Source organism: Pseudomonas sp. NPDC089743, from assembly GCF_044748785.1.
Lineage (GTDB): Bacteria > Pseudomonadota > Gammaproteobacteria > Pseudomonadales > Pseudomonadaceae > Aquipseudomonas > Aquipseudomonas putida_X.
In genome coordinates this window covers 360171-379663 of the sequence record NZ_JBIVGS010000004.1, presented here as the reverse complement: position 1 = coordinate 379663, position 19493 = coordinate 360171, and the positions used below count along the sequence as shown (strand labels likewise).

Below are 19493 nucleotides of genomic sequence, written 5' to 3'. Positions count from 1 at the left end.
ATACCACGATGTCGGGATTGGCTGGCGCGCCGGATGGCGTGGGGCTAGATAAATCTGCCAAAGCACGGAGCAAAAGTGCCTGGCCGTGGTCTGATGCATTCCTGATAGCTGAGGTATGCCAAATGAAGTGGATGGTGGCGGCGTTGTCCCTGACGCTGGGTGGTTGTGTCAGCGTTTCCGAGCTGGAGCAGTCGCACGAAACGATGGATGTGATCTCTGGCAAGACGCCCCGCGAGTATGCCGACTGTGTCAAGAAGGAGCTGGCGAACACCCGTGATCCGTTGCTCGAAGAGCAGCGCGGCGATGGCCTGCGCTTGATCGTGCCGCAAAAGCTGACGGCCGGCGCCGGGCCAGCGGCACTGGTGGATATCGATGAACGTGGCAGCGGCAGCAGCATCAAGCTGCATGAACGCTTGAACAACTTCCCACTGCGTCTGGGCGATGTGCGCACCGCGGCGACCAAGTGCATCTCTGGCGGTTGATCTGGCTCAAGTAAAACGCGGTTAACAAGGCCAATTGCCATGTGCTGGTCGTGTTGCCGTTGTTGGCAGTTCCCAGGCGGGGCTAGTATCCATTTGCTTATGTGTTTTAAGCCTAAGCTTATAACAAAAGAAATGGAGATTCGTGATGACCCCGTTGAGTCGAGTCCTGATCGGCAGCCTGCTGATCGTGGCCTGGCCCATGGCGCACGCCGCCGATGGCCAGAAGATCTTCACCCAGGGTGGCGCCAACCCCGCCGCCATGGCTTGCCTGGGCTGCCATGGCCCTGACGGCAAGGGCATAGCCGCCGCTGGCTTCCCACGCCTGGCCGGCCTGCCGGCAGGTTACCTGAGCAAACAGTTGCATGACTGGCGTGCCGGCAGCCGCAAACAGGCGGTGATGGAACCGCTGGCCAAGGCCTTGACCGAGGATGAAATCACGGCCGTCAGCAGCTACCTGGCCAGCCTGCCAGGCGAGCAGGCCCCAGGCGTGCGCCGCCAGCAGATCGCTAACGACCCCACCACCCGCCTGGCGCTTTACGGTGACTGGAGCCGTAACATTCCCGGTTGCGTGCAATGCCATGGCCCTGGTGGCAGTGGTGTGGGCGAGCACTTTCCGCCCCTGGCAGGTCAGCCTGCCAGCTACCTGGCGGCGCAACTCAACGGCTGGCGCGATGGCAGCCGCAGCAACGACCCCAATCAGCTGATGGTCGGCGTGGCCAAGGCCCTGAGCGACCAAGAGGTCCAGGCAATCGCAGCATTCTTTGCCACCCCTGCCAGCCAGGAGGTCAAGCCATGAAAGCCAAGAAAGCACTGATGCCAGCGTTGCTGCTGTCGGCCATGGGGCATGCTGTTGCGGCGCCCATCGCCATGGAAGACCAGTCGCAGTTGAACGTTACTGCTACCAAGGGCTCAGCGCAGTTTGCGCCTCCCGCTGAGCGTGAACTGCCTGACAACGCTTTCGGCAACATGGTGCGCGAGGGCCATGCGCTGTTCGTCGACACCCGCCGACTGATGCCTGAGGCGGTGGGTAACGGCATGAACTGCAGCAACTGCCACCTGGACCAAGGCCGCTTGGCGCACTCCGCGCCGATGTGGGGTGCCTACCCTATGTATCCGGCATATCGCAAGAAAAATGACAAGGTCAACACCTTCGCCGAGCGTATCCAGGGCTGCTTCCAGTTCAGCATGAACGGCAAGCCACCGGCCGCCGACAGCCCGCAGATGACCGCGCTGTCGGTCTATGCCTACTGGTTGGCCACCAAAGCCCCTACAGGGGTGGAGATCGCCGGGCGCGGGTACCCTGAAGTACCGCAACCCAAAGGTGGCTATGACTTCAAGCGCGGTCAGCAGGTCTACCGCGAGCAGTGCGCCATCTGCCACGGGGACAACGGCGAAGGGCAGAAGGTGGCCGACGAATACGTGATGCCGCCGTTGTGGGGCAAGGATTCCTACAACTGGGGCGCCGGCATGCACCGGATCAATACGGCGGCTTCCTTCATCAAGCACAACATGCCGCTGGGCCGGCCAGGCAGCCTGAGTGATCAGCAGGCGTGGGATGTGGCAGCCTGGGTCAACCGCCACGAACGGCCGCAGGACCCTCGGCTGGTGGAGGGCTCTATCGAGAAGACCCGGCTGAAGTTCCATGCCAACGACGGCGTCAACCTGTATGGGCAGAAGGTCGACGGGGTGCTGATCGGGCAGGGCACCGGTAGCTGACGCGCTCACCGTTGGCCGCACTGTTCTGTCATCGCGCCGTCACCGCTTTGCAACCCCCGGGCGGTAGCAATGTCCGCTATCTCACTCAAGGAGCGCGGCCATGGACCTCTGTGTGATCGGGGCAGGGTATGTAGGGTTGGTGACGGCAGCCTGTTTCGCCGGGATGGGCAACCGGGTGGTGTGCCTGGAGCGCGACCCGCACCGCCTGGCACAGCTGCGGCAGGGCCAGTGTCCGATCCAAGAACCGGGGTTGCAGGCACTGCTGCAAGCGGGCATGGAGCAAGGGCTGCTGAGCTTCAGCGACCAGTGGCAGCCGTCGCTGGCCAAGGCGCAGGTGGTGTTCATCGCCGTGGGCACGCCCAGCCTGGAAGACGGCTCGGCCGACCTGCAGCACGTCCTGGCCGTGGCCGACAGCCTTGGCCGCCATTTGCCGCGCAGTTGCCTGGTGGTCAACAAGTCGACCGTGCCGGTGGGCACCGCAGAGCGCGTGGCCCGGCAGGTGATGCAGGGCCTGCGCGAGCGCAGCGCCGGCTTTACCGTCGAGGTGGCGAGCAACCCGGAGTTTCTCAAGGAAGGCAGCGCCGTCGACGATTTCATGCGCCCGGACCGCATCATCATAGGCACGGACAACGAGGCCGCACGGCAGTGCTTGCAACGTCTCTACGCGCCCTTTGTGCGCAACCGCGAACGTATCCTGGTGATGTCCCCGCGTGCGGCCGAGTTCAGCAAGTACGCCGCCAACGCCTTCCTGGCCACCAAGATATCGTTCATCAACGAACTGGCCGGGCTGTGCGCCCACCTGGGCGTGGACATCGAGCAGGTGCGCCACGGCATTGGCAGCGACCGGCGCATCGGCAGCCATTTCATCTACGCCGGCTGTGGCTATGGGGGGTCGTGCTTTCCGAAGGACATCCGTGCGTTGCTGCGCACAGCCGAGCAGCAAGGTTATCAGCCTGCCATCCTGCGGGCAGTACAGGCCCGCAACGATCAGCAAAAAAACCTGTTGTTTACCGCCCTGCAGCAGCATTTCGGTGGTTTGCTGCGCGGGCGTACCGTGGCGGTATGGGGGCTGGCGTTCAAACCGGGCACCGATGACCTGCGCGAGGCGCCCAGCCTGGTGCTGCTCGATGCGTTGCTGGCCGCAGGCACACGCGTGCAGGCCTGCGATCCGGTGGCGCTGGCTGGGGTTGCCGAGCGCTATGCGCAGGCGCTGGCCAGTGGTCAACTCAAGCTGACCGAGGACCCTTACGCCTGCGTGGAAGGTGCCGATGCACTGGCCCTGGTGACTGAATGGAAGCAGTTCCGCCAACCGGATTTCAGCCGAGTGCGCGGGCTGATGCGCATGCCAGTGATATTTGATGGCCGTAATATTTACGATCCCCTGGAACTATCTACACTGGGTTATCTCTATCATGGCATCGGTCGGCCCCAGGCGGGGCATTGTAAGGTGACTGCCGCCTGATTAGACTGCGCCAATTCCACAGGCTCCGCCTTTGTTTAAGGACGTTTATGATCAAGAAATGCTTGTTCCCGGCAGCCGGTTACGGCACTCGCTTCCTGCCTGCTACCAAAGCCATGCCCAAGGAAATGCTGCCAGTGGTCAACAAGCCACTGATCCAGTATGGCGTTGAAGAGGCCCTGGACGCTGGCCTGAACGAGATTTCCATTGTCACAGGCCGCGGTAAGCGCGCCCTGGAAGACCACTTCGACATCAGCTACGAGCTGGAAAACCAGATCAAGGGCACCGACAAGGAAAAATACCTGGTCGGCATCCGTCGCCTGCTCAACGAGTGCTCGTTCTCCTACACCCGCCAGACCGAAATGAAAGGCCTGGGCCATGCCATCCTGACCGGCCAGCCGCTGATCGGTGATGAACCGTTTGCCGTGGTGCTGGCCGATGACCTGTGCGTCAACCCGGAAGGTGACGGCGTACTGACCCAGATGGTGAAGCTGTATAACCAGTTCCGCTGCTCGATCATCGCCATCCAGGAAGTCGATCCGCAGGAAACCAACAAGTACGGCGTGATTGCCGGCGACATGATCCGCGACGACATCTTCCGTGTGACCAACATGGTCGAGAAGCCTGCCCCGGAAGACGCTCCGTCGAACCTGGCGATCATCGGCCGCTACATCCTGACCCCGGATATCTTCGATATCATCCGCAACACCCCACCGGGCAAAGGCGGCGAGATCCAGATCACTGACGCACTGATGCAGCAGGCGCAGAACGGCTGCGTGATCGCCTACAAGTTCAAGGGCCAGCGTTTCGACTGCGGCGGCGCCGAAGGTTACATCGACGCGACCAACTTCTGCTTCGAGAACTACTACAAGACCGGCAAGGCTTACTGATAAGCCACCGCAGGTCTACGAGCCACCCTTCTGGGTAATGCACTACAGTCAAGCGATTTGGAGCCGCACAGCGGCCCTGAAAATGGTGACTGCCGTGCATTACCCGGCTGGGTGGCTTTTTTGTTTGTGGCGGCCAACGGCGGTATGCTGAGCGCCAGCCAAGGAGACTGAATACATGGCCTACGATTTTGATCTGTTCGTGATTGGTGCCGGGTCCGGTGGTGTGCGCGCGGCGCGCTTCGCAGCGGGCTTTGGTGCAAAAGTGGCGGTAGCCGAGAGCCGCTACCTGGGTGGTACCTGCGTCAACGTTGGTTGTGTGCCCAAGAAGCTGCTGGTGTATGGCGCCCACGTCGCGGATGAACTGGAGCAGGCTGCCGGCTACGGCTGGACCTTGGAGGAGGGCCACTTCGACTGGGGTACCCTCATCGCCAACAAAAACCGCGAAATCGAACGCCTCAACGGCATCTATCGCAACCTGCTGGTCAACAGCGGCGTGACGCTGCTGCAAGGCCATGCGCGCATCACCGGCGCCAACGAAGTGGAAGTGCAAGGCCAGCGCTACAGCGCCGGGCACATCCTCATCGCGACGGGTGGCTGGCCCCAGGTACCGGACATTCCGGGCAAGGAACTGGCCATCACCTCCAACGAGGCGTTCTACCTCAAAGCGCTGCCACGCCGGGTGTTGGTGGTGGGCGGCGGCTACATTGCGGTCGAGTTCGCCGGCATTTTCCAAGGGCTGGGCGCTGCCACCACGTTGCTCTATCGCGGCGACATGTTCCTGCGCGGTTTCGACGGTTCGGTGCGTACCCATTTGAAGGAAGAGCTGGAAAAACGCGGCATGGACTTACAGTTCAATGCCGATATCCAGCGCATCGAGCAGCTTGAAGACGGCAGCCTCAAGGCCACCCTCAAGGATGGCCGTGAACTGGTCACCGATTGCGTGTTCTACGCCACCGGCCGACGCCCGATGCTCGACAATCTGGGCCTGGAAAACACCGGTGTGGAGCTGGACGGCCGCGGTTACATCCGTGTGGACGAGCAGTACCAGACCACCGCCCCGACGATCCTGGCCATCGGCGATGTGATCGGCCGCGTGCAGCTCACCCCGGTCGCCCTGGCCGAAGGCATGGCCGTGGCACGGCGCCTGTTCAAACCCGAGCAGTACCGCCCGGTGGATTACCAGAACATCCCCACCGCAGTGTTCAGCCAGCCGCCGATCGGTACCGTGGGCCTGACTGAAGAGCAGGCACTGGAAGCCGGGCACAAGGTGCAGGTCTTCGAAAGCCGCTTCCGCGCCATGAAACTGACCCTCACCGACATCCAGGAAAAGACCCTGATGAAACTGGTGGTGGACGCCGAAACCGACAAGGTGCTGGGCTGCCACATGGTCGGCCCTGAGGCTGGCGAGATCATCCAGGGCTTGGGTATTGCCCTGAAGGCTGGCGCTACCAAGCAGCAGTTCGACGAGACCATTGGCGTGCACCCGACGGCGGCGGAAGAGTTCGTCACCATGCGCACCGTTACGCGCTGAACCTCACTCCCCCTGAAACCCGCAAGCCGGCTTCCCGGGTATGCCCAGCCCTGAAGCCGGCGCCTAGCAATGGCAGTCGGCTTGCCGGCGAGGGCCGCACAAGCGGGCGCAATCCTTTGCTCAGCCCAATCCCTTCTATTAATAAACCTCGCTTATAGCCAAAACCAATCGCAAGCATGAGGTTTGCCAATGAGCCTTCATGGCGACCAGCGGTTAGGATTCTCTCCATCAACTGATTCCAACCCCATGAAGGAGCGTCTCTCATGCCAATCATCAACAGCCAGGTCAAACCGTTCAACGCCACCGCCTTCCACAACGGCGAATTCGTTCAGGTAAGCGAAGCCGACCTGAAGGGTAAGTGGTCTGTCGTGTTCTTCTACCCGGCCGATTTCACCTTCGTCTGCCCGACCGAGCTGGGTGACCTTGCTGACAACTACGCCGAGTTCCAGAAGCTGGGCGTGGAAATCTACGGCGTGTCCACCGACACCCACTTTACCCACAAAGCCTGGCACGACACGTCCGACACCATCAGCAAGATCAAGTACCCGCTGATCGGTGACCCGACCCACGTCATTTCGCGCAACTTCGACGTGCTGATCGAAGAAGCCGGCATGGCCGATCGCGGTACCTTCGTGATCAACCCGGAAGGCCAGATCAAGATCGTCGAAATCAACGACGGTGGCGTAGGCCGCGACGCCAGCGAGCTGCTGCGCAAGGTCAAGGCTGCCCAGTACATCGCCGCTCACCCAGGCGAAGTCTGCCCAGCCAAGTGGAAAGAAGGCGAAGCTACCCTCGCGCCATCCCTGGACCTGGTCGGCAAGATCTAAGACCGTGCGCCAGTCGTGGGCGGTGAGCAGCCGCCAAAGCTGAAGTACTCACTGCCCCGCCAAACGCCCGGGCGCTATTGCCTGGGCGTTTTTGTATCCGAAGATTGAAAAAGGAATCGCCCGTATGTTGGACGCCACGCTTAAATCGCAACTGAAAACCTACCTGGAGCGGGTCACCCAGCCGATCGAGATCGTTGCATCCCTCGACGACGGCGCGAAGTCCCGCGAACTGCACGACCTGCTGGTGGAAATTGCCAGTCTGTCGAACCTCATTACCTTGAGCGCGGACGGTACCGATGCCCGTCGCCCGTCGTTCTCGCTCAACCGCCCGGGTGCCGACATCAGCCTGCGTTTTGCCGGCATCCCCATGGGCCACGAATTCACCTCCCTGGTGCTGGCGCTGCTGCAAGTCGGCGGCCACCCCTCCAAGGCCAGTGCCGAAGTGATCGAGCAGATCCAGGCCTTGGAAGGCGAGTTCACCTTCGAGACCTACTTCTCGCTGTCGTGCCAGAACTGCCCCGACGTGGTGCAGGCGCTGAACCTGATGGCGGTGCTCAACCCCAACGTACGCCACGTGGCCATTGACGGCGCGCTGTTCCAGGACGAAGTCGAGTCACGCAAGATCATGGCCGTGCCCAGCATCTACCTGAACGGTGAAGTGTTCGGCCAGGGCCGCATGGGCCTGGAAGAGATCCTCGGCAAGATCGACACCAATGCCGGCGCCCGCCAGGCCGAGAAGATCAACGCCAAGGACGCTTTCGACGTGCTGGTGGTCGGTGGTGGCCCCGCCGGCGCTGCCGCCGCCATCTACGCAGCACGCAAGGGTATCCGTACCGGTGTCGCTGCCGAGCGTTTCGGCGGCCAGGTGCTCGATACCATGGCCATCGAGAACTTCATTTCCGTGCAGGAAACCGAGGGGCCGAAACTGGCGACTGCACTGGAAGAGCACGTCAAGCAGTACGATGTCGACATCATGAACCTGCAGCGCGGTGAAGCGCTCATTCCTGCCACCGACGGTGGCCTGCACGAAGTGCGCCTTGCCGGCGGCGCCTCGCTCAAAGCCAAGACCGTGATCCTCGCCACGGGCGCCCGCTGGCGCGAAATGAACGTGCCGGGTGAGCAACAGTACCGCGCCCGTGGCGTGGCTTACTGCCCGCACTGTGACGGCCCGCTGTTCAAGGGTAAGCGTGTGGCGGTGATCGGCGGCGGCAACTCCGGCGTGGAAGCAGCGATCGACCTGGCAGGTATCGTCGCCCAGGTGACGTTGATCGAGTTCGACAGCCAGCTGCGTGCCGACGCCGTGCTGCAGCGCAAGCTGCACAGCCTGCCGAACGTCAAGGTGATCACCAGCGCGCTGACCACCGAAGTGCTGGGCAATGGCGAGAAGGTGACCGGCCTGCGCTACAAGGACCGCACCAGCGACGAGCTGCATGACCTGGCGCTGGAAGGTATCTTCGTGCAGATCGGCCTGTTGCCCAACACCGATTGGCTCAAGGGGACGGTCGAGCTGTCGCCGCGTGGCGAGATCATTGTCGATGCCAAAGGTGCTACCAGCATCCCGGGCGTCTTCGCTGCCGGGGACGTGACCACCGTGCCGTACAAGCAGATCGTCATTGCAGTGGGCGAGGGTGCCAAGGCCTCGCTGGCGGCCTTCGATCACCTGATCCGCACCTCGGCGCCGGCGTAACGCTGACAACCGGGGGGTGTCTATGCTTAGTGCCGACACCCTCCGGAATTGTTAGCCATGACCCTGATCAGCCGTGAACCCTGGTGGCTGGTGCCACCCCAGCCCGGGCAGCAGGAGCAGGACCTGCACTGGGGTTACCTGGAGATCTACGCAGACGGCCGTACCGTGTTCGTCGACCAGCGCCCCAGTGACCGGGAAATGGCCGAGCGCAAAAGCTGCCGCAACTTCCCCGAACCGGAACACTGAGTGGCTTAGCCTTCAAGCTCGGCCAGGCGCGCCTCCAGCGCGGCAATTCGTGCCTCCAGGGCTTCGATCCTTTCTTCCGACACATTGCCGCCACTGTTGCGCGCCCCGCCTTCCTGCTGGCGAGCCGCAAGAATCGCCTCGATTTCTGCCGGATTCCCCAGCGCATGGGTATAGCGGTCCTCGCGCTGCCCGGCCTGGCGTGGCAGGTGCAGCGCCAAACCACGCGAGATCAGGCGCTCGAGCTGGTGCTGGATCTGCTCGGTGTCGTCGAAGTCGTGCAGGCGGTTGCTGCGCGTCAGCAGTTCGTTGAGCGTTTGCGGCCCACGCAGAAACATCAGGCCCATCAGTATCAACTGGGCCGGTACCAGCTCCAGTGCCTTGTCCACCCGCTGCTCCCAACGGTCTGCGCGGCTACCCATCTGCAGACGGGTCATGCCTTGGCCTTCCAGGGCACGCAGCGCCAAGCCGACCTGGCCCTGGGTCAGGTTCATCACCGGCTCACGGCTGGTCTTCTGGTTGCAGGCCAGCACCAGGGCATTGAGGGTCAGTGGGTAACTTTCAGGGCTGGTGGCCTGTTTTTCGATCAGCGCGCCGAGAATGCGGATCTCGATACTGCTGAAGCGGCCTTCGTCTGCGGTTTGATGTTCTGACATGGCCAACTCTCATTGCGAGGAAAAGGCCACTAGCGTAGGTAAAGCGCTTGGCTTAAGCAATCACTTGGGGGCTGCTATGGGAGCCTGCGTGGCAGCGAAAGGGCCGCCATGCGGCCCCACGTGTCTCAGGCGCTGCGGCGCTCTTGCGCCTGGCAGGCCGCCGCAGTGAACAGCACATCGGTCGAAGAATTCAGTGCAGTCTCGGCCGAGTCCTGCAGCACGCCAATGATGAAGCCCACAGCCACCACCTGCATGGCAATCTCGCTGGGGATGCCGAACAGGCTGCATGCCAGCGGGATCAGCAGCAACGAACCGCCGGCCACGCCAGACGCACCACAGGCGCAGACCGCCGCCACCATGCTCAGCAGCACGGCGGTAGGCAGGTCGACCGGGATGCCCAGCGTGTGCACCGCTGCCAGGGTCAGCACGGTGATCGTGATGGCCGCGCCCGCCATGTTGATGGTCGCACCCAGCGGGATGGATACCGAATAGGTGTCTTCATGCAGCCCCAGGCGCTCGGACAGTGCCATGTTGACCGGAATGTTCGCCGCTGAGCTGCGGGTGAAGAACGCCGTGATCCCACTCTCGCGCAGGCACAGCAGCGTCAATGGGTAAGGATTGCGACGGATCTTCCAGAACACGATCAGCGGGTTCATCACCAGTGCCACGAACAGCATGCAGCCAATCAGCACCGCCAGGAGGTGCAGGTAGCCAAGCAGGGCGTCGAGGCCAGACTGAGCGAGTGTCGAGCTGACCAGGCCGAAGATGCCCAGTGGGGCGAAGCGGATGACCACACGCACGATCAGGGTTACGCCGTTGGACAGGTCCTCGACGACGGATCGGGTAGTTGTCCCGGCATGGCGCAGGGCCACGCCCAAACCAATGGCCCAGGTCAGCACACCAATGAAATTGGCGTTGAGCAGGGCATTGATCGGGTTGTCGACGGCGCTCAATACCAGGTTTTGCAGCACTTCACCAATGCCGCCAGGCGCGCTCAGGGTGACATCGCCGTTGCTTAGCGCAAGCTGCGAAGGGAACAGCATGCTGGCAACAACGGCCACCACTGACGCGGAGAAAGTGCCTAGCACGTACAGCCAGAGAATCGGGCGGATGTGGGTTTCCTGGCCATGGCGATGGTTGGCGATCGAGGCCATCACCAGAATGAACACAAGCACCGGTGCGACTGCTTTCAGGGCGCTGACGAACACCTTGCCGAGAAAGCCCAGGTCGAGGGCGATGGCTGGCGCAAGCAAGGCCAGGACAATACCGGCGATAAGGCCGATGACGATCTGGGTCACCAGGCTGGTGCGGTTGAGGAGGCTGAGGAAGGGGGACATGTGCTGCGCTATCTCGGTATCTTGAAAGGGCGTGACTTTACCATAGACCTTGGTAGGGACGTCCCGGCCTCTTCGCTCACCAGTGGAATAGCTCCCGGCGCGCCCCCTCGGTAATGGCCACGATGCCGGGGTGCTTGACCTTGCGCTCGACTGAAATAGCGTAGAACGACTCGTGCACCGCTTCGGTCTGCCCGATCAGTTCCACCCCGTACTGGCGGCACACTTCCTCGGTAATCACACTGGGCGCCACGAAGATACCGCTGCCGGACTGGCCGAACGCCTGCATCAAGGCGCTGTCGTCGAATTCGCCGATTATCCGCGGCTGCACCTGCTGCTCGCCAAGCCAGCGCAGCAGCCGGCTGCGCACCACTGTCTCCTGGCCCGGGATCAGCAAGGGTGCATCGTGCAGGCAGCCAGGAAAGACGCCAGCGTGGCGTTGGGCCAACGCTTTTGTAGCGAAGAAGCTCAAGCCGCACTCCCCGAGCTTCTGGCTGTAACCCTTGATATCCAGGTGGCTGGGCATCGGGCTGTCAGAGATCACCAGGTCCAGGCGCTGGATCGCCAGGTCGGCCAGCAAACGTTCGAGTTTGTCCTCACGGCAGTTGATGCGCAGCACGTCGTCCAGCTCCATGGTGGGCGCGAGCAGGCGATAGACGATGGACTTGGGCACCACGTCAGCCACCCCCACACGGAACAGGATCTGCTCCTGCGGGCCCGCTCGCAACATCGCCTCCAGCTCACTGCCGATCTGGAACATCTGTTCGGCGTAGACCAAGGTCTGGCGACCGGTTTCGGTCAGTTCCAGCTGCCGCCCAACCCGCTGGAACAGTTCAAGGCCATAGGTTTGCTCGAACAGGCTGATCTGACCGCTGATGGTCTGCGGGGTCAGGTTCAGTTGCTCACTGGCGCGGGCGATGCTGCCGGTCTTGGCCACGGCCCAGAAATAGTGAAGCTGTCGATAGTTGAGCATCACTGGACTCTCGATTCGTTAAAACCGAAGTATACCCGGTGAAAATACGAATTTTCCTGATGTATCGTCATCTTTAGAATTCGACGCCATCAGGCGTATTGCGCGCCGCCGGTATATCGACAAGCGAGGACCCCATGCTGCAATTCAAATCCATTGGCACACCCTTGGTGCTAGCCTTGGCACTGATGAGCCTGGCAGGCTGCGACCAAGCCGAGAAATCTGCCCAGCAGATGCTCGACCAGGCCGCCAAGTCGGCCAAGCAGGCCATCGATGACACCAACGAAGCGGCGCAGCAGGCGCTGAGCGACGCTATCGGCACCGAAGGGCAGCAGCCCAAGGACGCTGACCAGCAAGACAAAACCCAGGACATCTGACCCAGAAACGTTGCAGGACTGAAAAATGGAATATTTGCTGGAACTCGCTGCAAGCCCCACCGCCTGGGTAGCACTTGCCACGCTGGTGGCGATGGAAGTGGTACTGGGCATCGATAACCTGATCTTCATCTCGATCCTGACCAACAAGTTGCCGGTCGAATACCGCTCCAAGGCACGCCGGATCGGTATCAGCATGGCCTTGGTCATGCGCTTGGCGCTGCTCAGCACGGTGGCGTGGATCGTTCAGTTGACCGACCCGGTGTTCGAAGTGTTCGGTAATGCCTTCTCCTGGAAGGACGTGATCCTGATTGCCGGTGGCCTGTTCCTGCTGTGGAAAGCGACCAAGGAAATCCATGAGAACGTCGACCCGCACGGCGCCAAGGAAGAAGCCAAGGTGTCCTCCACAGTCATCCTGGGCTTCGCTGCCGCGATCTTCCAGATCCTGTTGCTGGACATCGTGTTCTCGGTTGACAGCATCATCACCGCTGTGGGCATGACCGAGCACCTGCCCATCATGATCATTGCCGTGGTCACTGCCGTGATCGTGATGATGGTGGCCGCTGACCCGTTGGCGAACTTCATCAACGACAACCCGACCGTCGTCATGTTGGCCTTGGGCTTCCTGATCATGATCGGCATGACCTTGATCGCTGAAGGTTTCGGTGCCCATGTGCCCAAAGGGTATGTGTACGCGGCAATGGCCTTCTCGACGGCGATCGAAGTGCTCAACATCCTGGCCCGCCGCGCACGCATGAAGCGTGAAGCGACCGAAGGCTGATTCAAGGCGGGGGCGCGATGCGCCCCATTCGCCGGCAGCCCGGCCCCCAGTCGCTTGACTGACGGTCTCTGCCGGCAGGCCCTGCCAGAAGAACGCAACTGCCCCTTACGCCGCTTCCACCTTGCGCGGTGCCATGAAGTACAACCACACCAGTGCAATGAAGTACATCGCCGGGATCATGGTGAACAGCACGGCGTAGTTGTTATTGGTAACAGTCAGCACCGTGCCGACGATCTGCGTCATGAACATGCCGCCGATGGCCGCACACATGCTGCCAAAGCCGAACACCGTGCTTATCAGGTGCTTGGGCGTGTAATCCATCAGCAGGCTCCAGATGTTCGCCGTCCAGGCCTGGTGCGCGCCGACCGCCACGGCAATGGCGAGCACCGCTACCCACAGGCCACTGGCGTTGGCGGCGAAGGTCACGCTGATCATGGTGCAGGCGAAGATCAGCATCGATATCAGGCGGGCCCGTATGGCGCGTACGCCACGGCCTATGAGCCAGGATGAAAGGATGCCGCCGCCAATGCTGCCGAAGTCGGCCGTTAGCCAGATCAGGATCAGCGGGATGCCCATCTGGGTCACGCTGATGCCCAGGTTGTACTGCTGGTTGAGAAAAGGTGGCAGCCAGTACAGGTAGAACCAGAACACCGGTGCGGTGATCGCGAACGCCACGGCAAAGGCCCAGGTACCGCGCATGCGCATGATACGGCTGAAGGGCACACGTACCGCCTCAGGCTCGGCCTCGCGCTGAATGTACTCCAGCTCGCTCTGGCGCACGGTGGGGTGCTCTTCGGGGTTGAAGTATTTCAAGCCCCAGAACACCACCCAGACCAGCCCCAGGCAGCCCATGGCGATAAAGGCCGCCTGCCAGCCCCAGGCAGCCAGGATCACTGGCAGCAGCGCCGGGGTGACCATCGCGCCAACGTTGGTGCCGGCGTTGAACAGCCCGGTGGCGATGGCTCTTTCACCTGCGGGGAACCACAGCCGGGTGGTCTTCACACAGGCCGGGTAGTTGGCGGCCTCGGTCAGGCCGAGGATGAAGCGGCAGACCATGAAGCCAGCGGCCGATGTGGCCAAGCCATGGGCTCCGGTGGCCAGGCTCCAGAGCAGTACCGCCATGAAGAATGCGCGTTTTACGCCGATTTTGTCGATCAGCCGGCCCTGCAGCAAAAAGCCGATGGCGTAACCCACCTGGAACCAGAAGTTGATGTTGGCGTAGTCCATCGCCGTCCAGCTCATGTCCTTGGCCAGCATGGGCTGCATGATGCCGAGGGCGGCGCGGTCGATGTAGTTCAGTGTGGTGGCGAAGAACACCAGGGCAAGCATGCCCCAGCGCGTCTTGCCGACAGCGAAGGCGTCGCGAATCTTGCTGCCCATGGAAGCAGGGGGAATAGGAGGCATGGCCGATGTACCTGTTTCTTGAAATTGTAATGAGTTGCTGGAGGCTTCTAGCCTGCGGGTTTGGCTCAAGGCAGGAGCACTCGCAAAGCCGGGGCATGGTGAGCAGTGAAACAAGGACCGTCAATGCCAGCCCAAGCGCTAGCGTTCGATAACCGAACGGTTGCCGTCCGTCATTATTTTGCGTGTAAGAACCGATATCTCTACATAAAGTTGTACATGAAAATATACTTGTACAATATTTAGGTATCACGGTCTTCAACGTATGGCCATGCGCAGCTCTATCTCAGCCCTGAATCTGTTCGTGCTTACCGTGGCGCTTACCGCCTTGCCACCCGCCGTGGCGGACTGGCGGCCAGCGGTGCCCGACGCACGCACCGTGGGCAGCGGTGAGTTCACCTGGTTCGGCCTGCGTGTCTATACCGCCCGTTTGTGGAGCGCCGGCTCACCGCAGGGTTGGAATGAGCCGTTTGCCCTGGAGCTTCGCTACCACCGGGAGCTGTCACGCGACACGCTGGTGCAGGCCAGCCTCGATGAAATGCGTCGCCTCAGCGACCGTCCCCTGGCCGAGGCCACCCTTGAGCGTTGGGCACAGGCGATGAACGGGGCGTTCGTCGATGTGCGCCCAGGCACGCGCATCACCGGGGTGTACCTGCCGGGACAGGGCAGTCGGTTCTATGTCGATGGCCAACTGCGTCGCGAAATCGCCGACCCGGTATTTGCCCGGGCATTTTTTGCTATCTGGCTGGACCCGCGTGCCCGTGACCCCCAATTGCGCCAGCGCCTGCTCGGCCTGGCCGGTAATGAACCAGGAGATTGAACATGCGAAGAATCTTGCTACTGGTCGGCTGCCTGCTGCTGGCCAGCTGCGGCAATGTCGAAGTCGACCATTACGCCCGTGAAAAACCCGTGCTGGACCTGGTGACATTCTTTTCCGTGCCGGTGCAGGCTTGGGGCATCTTCCAGAATCGCTCGGGGGAAGTGGTCAAACGCTTCGATGTGCGCATCGACAGCCGCCGCGAAGGGGACCGGCTGATTCTTGACGAGCACTTCGTGTACAGCGACGGTACGCGTCAGCAACGCACCTGGACCCTGACCCCGGACGGCCCCGGGCGCTGGCGCGGGCGTGCGGGCGACGTGATCGGCGAAGCCCGCGGCGAGGTTGCGGGCAATGCTCTGCACTGGCGCTACCGCCTGGACCTGCCGGTCGACGGCCGGCATTGGGAAATGGACATCGATGACTGGATGTACCTGATGGACGAGGACACCCTGATCAACCGCTCGAGCATGCGCAAGCTGGGTGTGGAGGTTGGGCAGATCACCTTGTTCTTCCGCCGCCTGCCAACGGCTGTGCCGTGACTCAGGTTGCTCTTGCCAGGCGTAGCATCAACGGAAATGCCACCGCCCAGACCCCTGCCAGCAGCAGGGCGGTAGGCATGGGCCCCATCGGCAGTTCCACACCGGCTATCCGCGCCCCGGCCAGGTAGGCCAACGGCCCACCGAACAGTCCCAGCAGCGCCCCAAGCCAGAGCGGGTGGGTAGCCCAAGCCAGGCTGTGGCGTAAACCGCTGGCCAATACCAGCCACATCAGGGCCAGCCAGCCGGGCAAGGGCCACTGGGCAAACGCGAATACCCCCAGCGCCCCCAGGATGCTGTCCAGCAGGCAACCTGCAAACCCTACCGCCAGCAGCGCACGCACTTCTGCCCGACGCTCATGGCAATAACCCAAGTGCAGCGCCAGGCCCAACGGTACCAGCGCAAGCAGCCAGGGCGTGTGGGCGCCGAGTACACACACCCACCAGCCAGCCTGCAACCATAGGGCGTTGGCGATAAGCCAGGTACGGGACATGTTCAGGCACCTGACAAAGGCGCCCGACGGGCCTTTGGCGCGGCCCACAACAACTGCGCCACGCCGATGGCACGCTCCTCGAAACCGCCCTGGCAGTAACACAGGTAGAACTCCCACAGGCGCTGGAAGGTTTCGTCGTAACCCAGCTCCTTGAGTGCCGTGCGCGCCTGGCGCAGGTTATCGCGCCAGTGGCGCAAGGTGCGGGCATAGTCCTGGCCAAAGTCCTCCATATGCACCAGGTTCAATCCGGTCTTGCGGCTGGCGGTGTCCAGCAGCACGCTCAAGGATGGCAGCGCACCGCCCGGGAATATGTAGCGCTGAATGAAGTCCACCGAGCGCCGCGCCTGGGCGTATCGTTGGTCGCGAATGGTGATGGCCTGCAGCAGCATCAGGCCATCCTCTTTGAGCAGGGCGGCACACTGGCGGAAGTAGGTGGGCAGGTACCGGTGGCCGACGGCTTCTATCATCTCGATCGAAACCAGCTTGTCGAAGCGCCCGCTCAGGTCGCGGTAGTCCTCGCGCAGTACCGTGACCTGTTGCGTGAGGCCCAGCGCTTGCACCCGCTGCTGGGTATGGGCGTACTGCGCCTCGGACAGCGTCGTGGTGGTGACGCGGCAGCCATACTGGGTGGCAGCATGGATGGCCAGGCTGCCCCAGCCGGTACCGATTTCCAGCAGGTGTTCGTGAGGTTTGAGTTCGAGCTTCTGGCAGATGCGTTCAAGCTTGTTCAGTTGCGCCTGCTCCAGGGTTTGCTCGGCGCTCTCGAACTGCGCCGCCGAGTACATCATGGTTGGGTCGAGCAGGCGTTCGAACAAGGCGTTGCCCAGGTCGTAATGGGCCAGGATGTTGCGCCGCGCACCGCGTCGGCTGTTGCGGTTGAGCCGGTGCAGCAGGTGCAGGGCCGGGCGTGCCAGGCGTGCCAGCCCGCCCTCCATGGCATCGAGCACCTCAAGGTTGGCGACGAACAAACGGGTGACTGCGGCCAGGTCGGGGGTGCGCCAGTAGCCATGGATATAGCCTTCCCCAGCGCCGATCGAGCCGTTACTGGCGACCAGGCTCCAGGCGGCCTCGTCAACGATCTCGACCTCGGCTTGCAGGGCGCTGCCGGCTTCACCGAAGGTCCACTGACGATCATTGCAGATGACCCGCAAACTGCCGTGGGCCAAGCCGCGCAACTGGGCCAGCACGGCGGTCCTGGCCAGGTTGCCAAGCAGCGGTGTCAGGCCGGTGGACTTGCTAACGCTCAGGGTGGGCTCGGTCATCATCTAACTCCTTGGAGGCGGCTTGGCCCAGGCTCAGGTTGCCCAGGCTGGCGCTATGGTCGTGGACGGGCGTGCGCTTGAGCAGTAGCTGCAAGGCCTGCCAGTAGATGGCCGCTACGGTACGCAGGCTCATCCAGGGGAAACTCAGGATGTGGCGGTGCAGGGCGGTGCGATCCAGCGGCCCGCGCTGCAGCGCCAGGTCGGCATCGAACACCTTTTGCCCTTCGCGCCAGTTCTCCATGTGCACGTGCACGCGCCGCGCATCGAGCAAGAAACGCAGGCGGTACTCCATGTCCAGGGGCATGAACGGCGACACATGAAACGCCTTGGCCACGGAAAACCCGGTAGACAGGCCGTCCTGCACCGGCAACACGTAATGAAAGCGCTCGCGCCATGGCGTGTTGCGCACCTCCAGCAGGATGGCTTGCAACTGGCCCGCCTGGTCGTGGCAGAAGTAGACACTCACCGGGTTGAACGAAAGGCCCCAGCAGCGCGGCTGGGTCAGCAGGTGTACGGCGCCTTCCGGCGTTTGCCCGGTCGCCTGGCCAACCAATTGCCGAGCGGCCTGGGCCAGTGGCGTGCCATTGCCCGTCAGCGCTGGCAGGTAATCGCTTTCGCGCCAGCTCAGCGGCGCCAGTCGCGACCGCCCCAGCCAGCGGCTGAGGCTGAGCAGGTGGGTTTGCTCATCCAGGTCCAGGTAGAACATGCCGATCCGATAGCGAAAGGCATGCTGGCGCGGGGTCAGGCGCCGATGGCTGACCCAACCGTGGCACAGGCTGCTGATCACAACACTTCCCCAAAACACTCAGCCACTTTCAAGGCGCTAACTACACCGTCCTCGTGGAAGCCGTTGGCCCAGTAGGCGCCGCAGAAGTAGCAGTGCTGGCGGCCCTGCAACTCAGCCTGCCGGGCCTGGGCGGCGAGGGCGACAAGGCTGTACTGCGGGTGCGCGTAGTTGAAGCGAGCGAGGATCTGCGTCGGGTCCACCAGCGCGGTCTGGTTCAGGCTCACGCAGAAGGTCACCGGCGCTTCGATACCTTGCAGGATGTTCATCGCGTAGGTCAGCGCAGCCGGTGCCTGTTGCGGCCCGCCAAGGCGGTAGTTCCAGCTGGCCCAGGCTTTGCGTCGGGTGGGCAGCAGTCGGGTGTCGGTATGCAGCACAACATCGTTGCTGGCATAGGTGATGGCGCCGAGCACTGCACGCTCATCGGCACTCGGCGCCTCCAGCAAGGCCAACGCCTGATCGCTGTGGCAGGCGAACACCACGTTGTCGAAACGTTCGCTACCGGCCGTGCTGAACACGGTCACGCCACCTGCGTCACGGCTGACGCGGCCAACAGGGCAGTTGAGGCGGATGCGCTCGGCAAAGGGTTTGCACAACGGCGCCAGGTAGCTGCGCGAGCCGCCTTCGATCACCCGCCACTGCGGGCGGTTGCTCACCGAGAGAAGGCCGTGGTTACGGCAAAAACGCACGAAGAACTGCAGCGGAAAACTGAGCATGTCAGCGCGTGACATCGACCAGATCGCCGAGCCCATTGGCACGATGTAGTGGTCGATGAAACGCTGGCCATAGCCCTGCGTCTGCAGGTAGCCGCCCAGGGTGGTGGCCTCGTCGATACGTTGGCTGTCCAGGTCGGCAATGGCCTTGCGGTTGAAGCGCAGGATATCGCGCAGCATCCCCCAGAAGCCTGGCGATAGCAGGTTGCTGCGCTGGGCGAACAGCGTGTTCAGGTCATGGCCGTTGTATTCGAAGCCGCTGCGCGGGTCATGCACCGAAAAGCTCATTTCAGTGGGCCTGGAGGCAACCTTGAGCTGGTCGAGCAGGCGGATGAAATGCGGGTAGGTCCAGTCGTTGAACACGATAAAACCGGTGTCCACCGCGTATTGCCGGCCACCCCATTGGACATCGACGGTATGGGTGTGGCCACCGATCCAGTCGGCGGCCTCGAATACAGTGACTTCATGCCGCCGAGACAGCAGATAGGCACAGGTGAGGCCGGCAATACCGCTGCCGATGATTGCGATGCGCAT

The 19493-nt window shown here is 62.4% G+C and carries 21 protein-coding genes; 13 read left to right on the top strand and 8 right to left on the bottom strand.

All coding sequences use genetic code 11. From position 1 onward, the window contains the following. The first annotated feature begins 122 nt into the window (after positions 1 to 122). The 9 genes from ACIPZC_RS10905 (at position 123) to ACIPZC_RS10865 (ending at position 8838) form a co-directional block, all read left to right on the top strand. Complete coding sequence (locus ACIPZC_RS10905) at positions 123 to 482, top strand: hypothetical protein (RefSeq protein WP_400626841.1); 360 nt, start codon at positions 123 to 125, stop codon at positions 480 to 482. A gap of 145 nt (positions 483 to 627) precedes the next feature. Beyond that, complete coding sequence (locus tag ACIPZC_RS10900; RefSeq protein WP_400626839.1) at positions 628 to 1278, top strand: c-type cytochrome; 651 nt, start codon at positions 628 to 630, stop codon at positions 1276 to 1278. Next, positions 1275 to 2198: a c-type cytochrome gene (locus tag ACIPZC_RS10895; RefSeq protein WP_400626837.1), complete on the top strand. Its 924-nt coding sequence runs from the start codon at positions 1275 to 1277 to the stop codon at positions 2196 to 2198. The genes ACIPZC_RS10900 and ACIPZC_RS10895 overlap by 4 nt, the downstream gene beginning before the upstream one ends. A 100-nt stretch (positions 2199 to 2298) precedes the next feature. After that, positions 2299 to 3660 (top strand): UDP-glucose dehydrogenase family protein, encoded by a 1362-nt coding sequence (locus ACIPZC_RS10890; protein ID WP_400626835.1) that lies wholly within the window; start codon positions 2299 to 2301, stop codon positions 3658 to 3660. Positions 3661 to 3707: 47 nt separating this feature from the next. Beyond that, positions 3708 to 4547 carry a UTP--glucose-1-phosphate uridylyltransferase GalU gene (gene galU, locus ACIPZC_RS10885; protein WP_012315035.1) on the top strand — a complete coding sequence of 280 codons (840 nt, stop codon included), beginning with the start codon at positions 3708 to 3710 and terminating at the stop codon, positions 4545 to 4547. A 175-nt stretch (positions 4548 to 4722) separates the two neighbouring features. Then, positions 4723 to 6078: a glutathione-disulfide reductase gene (gorA, locus tag ACIPZC_RS10880; protein ID WP_241805330.1), complete on the top strand. Its 1356-nt coding sequence runs from the start codon at positions 4723 to 4725 to the stop codon at positions 6076 to 6078. A gap of 263 nt (positions 6079 to 6341) precedes the next feature. Continuing rightward, complete coding sequence (gene ahpC / locus ACIPZC_RS10875) at positions 6342 to 6905, top strand: alkyl hydroperoxide reductase subunit C (protein WP_012315033.1); 564 nt, start codon at positions 6342 to 6344, stop codon at positions 6903 to 6905. A gap of 124 nt (positions 6906 to 7029) precedes the next feature. Continuing rightward, positions 7030 to 8592, top strand: coding sequence for an alkyl hydroperoxide reductase subunit F (gene ahpF / locus ACIPZC_RS10870; RefSeq protein ID WP_400626832.1), 1563 nt, complete (start codon positions 7030 to 7032; stop codon positions 8590 to 8592). 57 nt (positions 8593 to 8649) lie between these two features. Next, positions 8650 to 8838: a hypothetical protein gene (locus tag ACIPZC_RS10865; protein WP_012315031.1), complete on the top strand. Its 189-nt coding sequence runs from the start codon at positions 8650 to 8652 to the stop codon at positions 8836 to 8838. A 5-nt stretch (positions 8839 to 8843) separates the two neighbouring features. On the opposite strand, the gene ACIPZC_RS10860 is transcribed toward ACIPZC_RS10865, so the two are convergent. The 3 genes from ACIPZC_RS10860 to nhaR all read right to left on the bottom strand — a co-directional run bounded on the left by ACIPZC_RS10860 (position 8844) and on the right by nhaR (position 11798). After that, positions 8844 to 9491 (bottom strand): DUF480 domain-containing protein, encoded by a 648-nt coding sequence (locus ACIPZC_RS10860; protein ID WP_349974892.1) that lies wholly within the window; start codon positions 9489 to 9491, stop codon positions 8844 to 8846. A 125-nt stretch (positions 9492 to 9616) separates the two neighbouring features. Then, positions 9617 to 10828 (bottom strand): serine/threonine transporter SstT, encoded by a 1212-nt coding sequence (gene sstT, locus ACIPZC_RS10855; RefSeq protein ID WP_400626829.1) that lies wholly within the window; start codon positions 10826 to 10828, stop codon positions 9617 to 9619. A gap of 76 nt (positions 10829 to 10904) precedes the next feature. After that, positions 10905 to 11798, bottom strand: coding sequence for a transcriptional activator NhaR (nhaR, locus tag ACIPZC_RS10850; protein ID WP_400626827.1), 894 nt, complete (start codon positions 11796 to 11798; stop codon positions 10905 to 10907). Positions 11799 to 11932: 134 nt separating this feature from the next. Here nhaR and ACIPZC_RS10845 point away from each other — a divergent pair, with 134 nt between their 5' ends. Further along, entirely contained in the window at positions 11933 to 12172 is a 240-nt protein-coding gene (locus ACIPZC_RS10845) for a hypothetical protein (protein ID WP_400626825.1), read from the top strand. A gap of 25 nt (positions 12173 to 12197) precedes the next feature. Beyond that, positions 12198 to 12950: a TerC family protein gene (locus ACIPZC_RS10840; RefSeq protein ID WP_400626824.1), complete on the top strand. Its 753-nt coding sequence runs from the start codon at positions 12198 to 12200 to the stop codon at positions 12948 to 12950. 105 nt (positions 12951 to 13055) lie between these two features. Here ACIPZC_RS10840 and ACIPZC_RS10835 read toward each other — a convergent pair whose 3' ends face one another. Then, positions 13056 to 14354, bottom strand: a complete 1299-nt coding sequence (locus ACIPZC_RS10835) for an MFS transporter (RefSeq protein ID WP_400626822.1) — start codon at positions 14352 to 14354, stop codon at positions 13056 to 13058. A gap of 262 nt (positions 14355 to 14616) precedes the next feature. On the opposite strand from ACIPZC_RS10835, the gene ACIPZC_RS10830 reads away from it, so the two are divergent. Continuing rightward, positions 14617 to 15171 carry a chalcone isomerase family protein gene (locus ACIPZC_RS10830; protein WP_400626820.1) on the top strand — a complete coding sequence of 185 codons (555 nt, stop codon included), beginning with the start codon at positions 14617 to 14619 and terminating at the stop codon, positions 15169 to 15171. A 2-nt stretch (positions 15172 to 15173) separates the two neighbouring features. After that, a complete protein-coding gene (locus tag ACIPZC_RS10825) occupies positions 15174 to 15710 on the top strand; it encodes a DUF3833 domain-containing protein (RefSeq protein WP_400626818.1) in 537 nt (178 codons plus the stop codon). Position 15711: 1 nt separating this feature from the next. Here the strand turns inward: ACIPZC_RS10825 and ACIPZC_RS10820 are convergent, their stop codons facing one another. From ACIPZC_RS10820 to ACIPZC_RS10805, 4 genes are read right to left on the bottom strand one after another with little or no spacing between them, the layout of a single operon-like run. Then, positions 15712 to 16200 (bottom strand): DUF2878 domain-containing protein, encoded by a 489-nt coding sequence (locus ACIPZC_RS10820; protein WP_400626816.1) that lies wholly within the window; start codon positions 16198 to 16200, stop codon positions 15712 to 15714. A 2-nt stretch (positions 16201 to 16202) separates the two neighbouring features. Then, positions 16203 to 17462, bottom strand: a complete 1260-nt coding sequence (locus tag ACIPZC_RS10815; RefSeq protein ID WP_400626814.1) for a class I SAM-dependent methyltransferase — start codon at positions 17460 to 17462, stop codon at positions 16203 to 16205. After that, positions 17437 to 18249: a DUF1365 domain-containing protein gene (locus tag ACIPZC_RS10810; protein WP_400626812.1), complete on the bottom strand. Its 813-nt coding sequence runs from the start codon at positions 18247 to 18249 to the stop codon at positions 17437 to 17439. Before ACIPZC_RS10810 ends, ACIPZC_RS10815 begins: the two co-directional genes overlap by 26 nt. After that, on the bottom strand, positions 18246 to 19493 hold the full coding sequence (locus ACIPZC_RS10805) for an NAD(P)/FAD-dependent oxidoreductase (protein WP_400626810.1): 1248 nt from the start codon (positions 19491 to 19493) through the stop codon (positions 18246 to 18248). The genes ACIPZC_RS10810 and ACIPZC_RS10805 overlap by 4 nt, the downstream gene beginning before the upstream one ends.

Bases quoted from the DNA above. Each gene is read 5' to 3' on its own strand.
- ACIPZC_RS10820 (WP_400626816.1), bottom strand. From the start codon at position 16,200: ATGTCCCGTACCTGGCTTATCGCCAACGCCCTATGGTTGCAGGCTGGC.
- ahpC (WP_012315033.1), top strand. From the start codon at position 6,342: ATGCCAATCATCAACAGCCAGGTCAAACCGTTCAACGCCACCGCCTTC.
- ACIPZC_RS10840 (WP_400626824.1), top strand. From the start codon at position 12,198: ATGGAATATTTGCTGGAACTCGCTGCAAGCCCCACCGCCTGGGTAGCA.
- ACIPZC_RS10905 (WP_400626841.1), top strand. From the start codon at position 123: ATGAAGTGGATGGTGGCGGCGTTGTCCCTGACGCTGGGTGGTTGTGTC.
- galU (WP_012315035.1), top strand. From the start codon at position 3,708: ATGATCAAGAAATGCTTGTTCCCGGCAGCCGGTTACGGCACTCGCTTC.
- ACIPZC_RS10825 (WP_400626818.1), top strand. From the start codon at position 15,174: ATGCGAAGAATCTTGCTACTGGTCGGCTGCCTGCTGCTGGCCAGCTGC.
- ACIPZC_RS10830 (WP_400626820.1), top strand. From the start codon at position 14,617: ATGGCCATGCGCAGCTCTATCTCAGCCCTGAATCTGTTCGTGCTTACC.
- nhaR (WP_400626827.1), bottom strand. From the start codon at position 11,798: ATGCTCAACTATCGACAGCTTCACTATTTCTGGGCCGTGGCCAAGACC.
- gorA (WP_241805330.1), top strand. From the start codon at position 4,723: ATGGCCTACGATTTTGATCTGTTCGTGATTGGTGCCGGGTCCGGTGGT.
- ACIPZC_RS10835 (WP_400626822.1), bottom strand. From the start codon at position 14,354: ATGCCTCCTATTCCCCCTGCTTCCATGGGCAGCAAGATTCGCGACGCC.
- ACIPZC_RS10860 (WP_349974892.1), bottom strand. From the start codon at position 9,491: ATGTCAGAACATCAAACCGCAGACGAAGGCCGCTTCAGCAGTATCGAG.
- ACIPZC_RS10895 (WP_400626837.1), top strand. From the start codon at position 1,275: ATGAAAGCCAAGAAAGCACTGATGCCAGCGTTGCTGCTGTCGGCCATG.
- ACIPZC_RS10900 (WP_400626839.1), top strand. From the start codon at position 628: ATGACCCCGTTGAGTCGAGTCCTGATCGGCAGCCTGCTGATCGTGGCC.
- ACIPZC_RS10845 (WP_400626825.1), top strand. From the start codon at position 11,933: ATGCTGCAATTCAAATCCATTGGCACACCCTTGGTGCTAGCCTTGGCA.
- ACIPZC_RS10805 (WP_400626810.1), bottom strand. From the start codon at position 19,493: ATGCGCATCGCAATCATCGGCAGCGGTATTGCCGGCCTCACCTGTGCC.
- ACIPZC_RS10815 (WP_400626814.1), bottom strand. From the start codon at position 17,462: ATGACCGAGCCCACCCTGAGCGTTAGCAAGTCCACCGGCCTGACACCG.
- sstT (WP_400626829.1), bottom strand. From the start codon at position 10,828: ATGTCCCCCTTCCTCAGCCTCCTCAACCGCACCAGCCTGGTGACCCAG.
- ACIPZC_RS10865 (WP_012315031.1), top strand. From the start codon at position 8,650: ATGACCCTGATCAGCCGTGAACCCTGGTGGCTGGTGCCACCCCAGCCC.
- ACIPZC_RS10890 (WP_400626835.1), top strand. From the start codon at position 2,299: ATGGACCTCTGTGTGATCGGGGCAGGGTATGTAGGGTTGGTGACGGCA.
- ahpF (WP_400626832.1), top strand. From the start codon at position 7,030: ATGTTGGACGCCACGCTTAAATCGCAACTGAAAACCTACCTGGAGCGG.